This window comes from Geodermatophilus sp. SYSU D00815, assembly GCF_054050035.1.
In genome coordinates this window covers 1-3,154 of the sequence record NZ_JBJGYO010000058.1, presented here as the reverse complement: position 1 = coordinate 3,154, position 3,154 = coordinate 1, and the positions used below count along the sequence as shown (strand labels likewise).

Genomic DNA, 3,154 nt, shown 5'->3' with positions numbered 1-3,154 from the left:
CCCCCCCCCCCCCCCCCCCCCCCCCCCCCCCCCCCCCCCCCCCCCCCCGCCCCCCCCCCCCGCCCCGCGCCCCCCCCGCCCCCCCCCCCCCCCCCCCCCCCCCCCCCCCCCCCCCCACGGCAGAAGTCGACGGGGACGGGGTGCGGCGGCGCCCGGGGCGGGTAGGGCGTTCCGGTGTCACGCGCAACGGACCGGCGGATGCCGTCGAGGGCCGCCGGCCTGCTCTACGGGCTCGGGCTGGGCGGCTTCGTCGACGGGATCGTGCTGCACCAGGTGCTGCAGTGGCACCACATGGTCAGCGACGTCCCCGGGCAGGCGCCGACGACGCTGGAGGGCCTGGAGCACAACACCCTCGCCGACGGCTTCTTCCACGCCGCCACCTGGCTGCTCGTCGTCGCCGCCTCGCTGGCCACGCTGCACGCCTGGCGCCAGGGCCGGCTCGCGCCGAGCTGGAGCTTCCACATCGGCCTGGTGCTCACCGGCTGGGGCGCCTTCAACCTCGTCGAGGGGCTGGTCGACCACCAGATCCTGGGCGTGCACCACGTCCGCGACGACCTCGGCGGCCCGCTGTCGTGGGATCTCGGCTTCCTCGCCTTCGGCGTCGTGCTGGTCGTCGGCGGGTGGGCGCTGCACCGCCGCGGCGTCCGCGCGATGGCCGCCGCGGGGGCTTGATCGGCCCCCGCAGCGGAGGCAGGCTGTGACCCACAACACAGCCCCGTCGCGCCAATGGAGGCCGCCGTGGAAGCCAGGGTCGGTGACCGGATCGTCGTCCATTCCACCCACCAGGGGGAGCCGGAACGCACCGGAGAGGTGCTCGAGGTGCGGGGGGAGGCGGGCGGGCCCCCGTACCTGGTGAAGTGGTCGCCCGACGGGCACACGGGGCTGTTCTACCCGTCCGGCACCGCGGCCGTGGTCCGCGAGACCGCGCGCGGCTGAGCGGGGCGGGCACATGGCGAAGGACACCGGGACGGCGCCGGCGCCGCGTCCCGCACGGCAGGTGCGCAACGTGGCCCTGGTCGGCCACGCGGGCGCGGGGAAGACGACGCTGGCCGAGGCGCTGCTGGTCGCCACCGGCGCGCTGCCCCGGGCCGGCCGGGTCGAGGAGGGCACGACCTGCCTCGACAACGAGGAGGTCGAGGTCCGCCAGCAGCGCTCGGTGTCCCTCGGCGTGGCCGCCGTGGAGCACGCCGGTCACAAGCTGAACATCCTGGACACGCCGGGCTCGCCCGACTTCGTCGGCGAGCTCCGGGCGGGGCTGCGCGCCGCCGACGCGGCCCTGTTCGTGGTGTCCGCCGTCAACGGCGTCGACGCCGCGACGGTCCAGCTCTGGGCGGAGTGCGCCGCCGTCGGCATGCCGCGCGCGGTGGTCATCACCCAGCTGGACCGGCCGCGGGCCGACGTCGACGAGGCCGTCCGCATGTGCCAGCTCATGCTGGGGGAGGGGGTCTACCCGCTGCACCTGGTCGAGCGCGGCGCGGACGGCGCGCCGACCGGGCTGGTCTCGCTGCTCGAGCCGCACCACGAGACGAACGGCGGGGAGGTCCCGGACGCCGACCGGCTCCGCGGCGAGCTGATCGAGGGGATCATCGGCGAGTCCGAGGACGAGACCCTCATGGACCGCTACCTGGGCGGCGAGGAGCTCGTCGTCGCCGACCTGATCGCCGACCTGGAGACAGCGGTCGCCCGCGGGCACTTCCACCCGGTCCTGGCCGTGGCGCCGCTCACCGGCGTCGGGGTGGCCGAGCTGCTGGACCTGCTCGTGTCGGCCTTCCCGTGCCCGATGGAGCACGGCTGCCCGCCGGTCACCCGCCCCGACGGCGGCCCCGCGCCGGCGCTGTCCTGCGACCCCGACGGCCCGCTGGTGGCCGAGGTCGTGAAGACGACGACCGACCCCTACGTGGGCCGGGTCTCGCTGGTGCGGGTCTTCTCCGGCACGCTGCGCCCCGACGTGCCGGTGCACGTCTCCGGTCACGGCATGGCCGACCGCGGCCACCCCGACCACGACGTCGACGAGCGGATCGGGGCGCTGTCCACGCCGCTGGGCGCCACCCTGCGCACCGTCGCCGCCTGCCCGGCCGGCGACATCTGCGCCGTCGCCCGGCTCACCTCCGCCGAGACCGGAGACACCCTCTCCTCGCCCGACGACCCGCGGCTGGTGCCGCCGTGGGACCTGCCGGTGCCGCAGGTGCCGGTGGCCGTCGAGGCCGCCTCGCGCGCCGACGAGGACCGGCTGGCCACCGCCCTGGCCCGGCTGGTCGCCGAGGACCCGACGGTGCGGCTGGAACGCCGCGCCGACACCGGCCAGCTGCTGCTGTGGTGCGTCGGCGAGGCGCACGCCGAGGTGCTGCTCGACCGGCTGCGCAGCCGGCACGGCGTCGCCGTCAACACGGTGCCGGTGCGGGTGCCGATGGTGGAGACGCTCGCCGGGTCGGCGAAGGTGACCGGGCGGCACGTCAAGCAGTCCGGCGGCCACGGGCAGTACGCCATCGTCGTCGTGGAGGTCGAGCCCGGCCCGTCCGGCTCGGGCATCGTCTTCGAGCAGAAGATCGTCGGGGGCACGGTGCCCAGCCAGTTCCACGGCAGCGTGGAGAAGGGCATCCGCGCGCAGGCCGAGCGCGGGGTCGCCGGCGAGCGGCCGATCGTCGACGTCCACGTCACCCTCGTCGACGGCAAGGCGCACTCGGTCGACTCCTCCGACGCCGCCTTCCAGGCGGCCGGGGCGCTGGCGCTGCGGGAGGCGGTCGCCGCGGCCGGCACCAAGGTGCTCGAGCCGTGGTGCGAGGTGGAGGTGGCCGTGCCGGGCGAGTACGTCGGCGCGGTCATGAGCGACCTCTCCGCCCGCCGTGCCCGGGTCACCGGCAGCGACGCCGACCCGGACGGCGACCGGACCGTGGTGCGGGCCGAGGTGCCCGAGGTGGAGCTGCTCACCTACGGCAGCGCGCTGCGCTCGGTCACCCACGGCACCGGCAGCTTCAGCCGGCGGCCGCTGGGCTACGAGCCGGCGCCGGCGTCGGTGGTGGCGGTCCCGGCCTAGGGCGTGTCTGACGGATCTTGGCGGTCCGGATCGGCAGGCTCCGGGCGATGCGACAGCATCGAGCGGTGGTCTCCGATGAGGCGTGGGCGTGGATGGAGCCGTTGCTGCCGTCCTCGGCCG

The 3,154-nt window shown here is 76.4% G+C and carries 3 protein-coding genes; all 3 read left to right on the top strand.

All coding sequences use genetic code 11. The features are described from left to right. Window positions 1-198 precede the first annotated feature (198 nt). Entirely contained in the window at window positions 199-672 is a 474-nt protein-coding gene (locus tag ACI78S_RS25055; protein WP_456977703.1) for a DUF2243 domain-containing protein, read from the top strand. A 66-nt stretch (window positions 673-738) separates the two neighbouring features. Beyond that, window positions 739-936, top strand: coding sequence for a DUF1918 domain-containing protein (locus ACI78S_RS25050; protein ID WP_456977702.1), 198 nt, complete (start codon window positions 739-741; stop codon window positions 934-936). 13 nt (window positions 937-949) lie between these two features. After that, a complete protein-coding gene (locus tag ACI78S_RS25045; RefSeq protein WP_456977701.1) occupies window positions 950-3,034 on the top strand; it encodes an elongation factor G-like protein EF-G2 in 2,085 nt (694 codons plus the stop codon). The last annotated feature ends 120 nt before the right edge of the window (window positions 3,035-3,154 follow it).

Excerpts from the sequence above, each read along its gene's own strand:
- ACI78S_RS25055 (WP_456977703.1), top strand. The coding sequence starts at position 199 with ATGCCGTCGAGGGCCGCCGGCCTGCTCTACGGGCTCGGGCTGGGCGGC.
- ACI78S_RS25045 (WP_456977701.1), top strand. The coding sequence starts at position 950 with ATGGCGAAGGACACCGGGACGGCGCCGGCGCCGCGTCCCGCACGGCAG.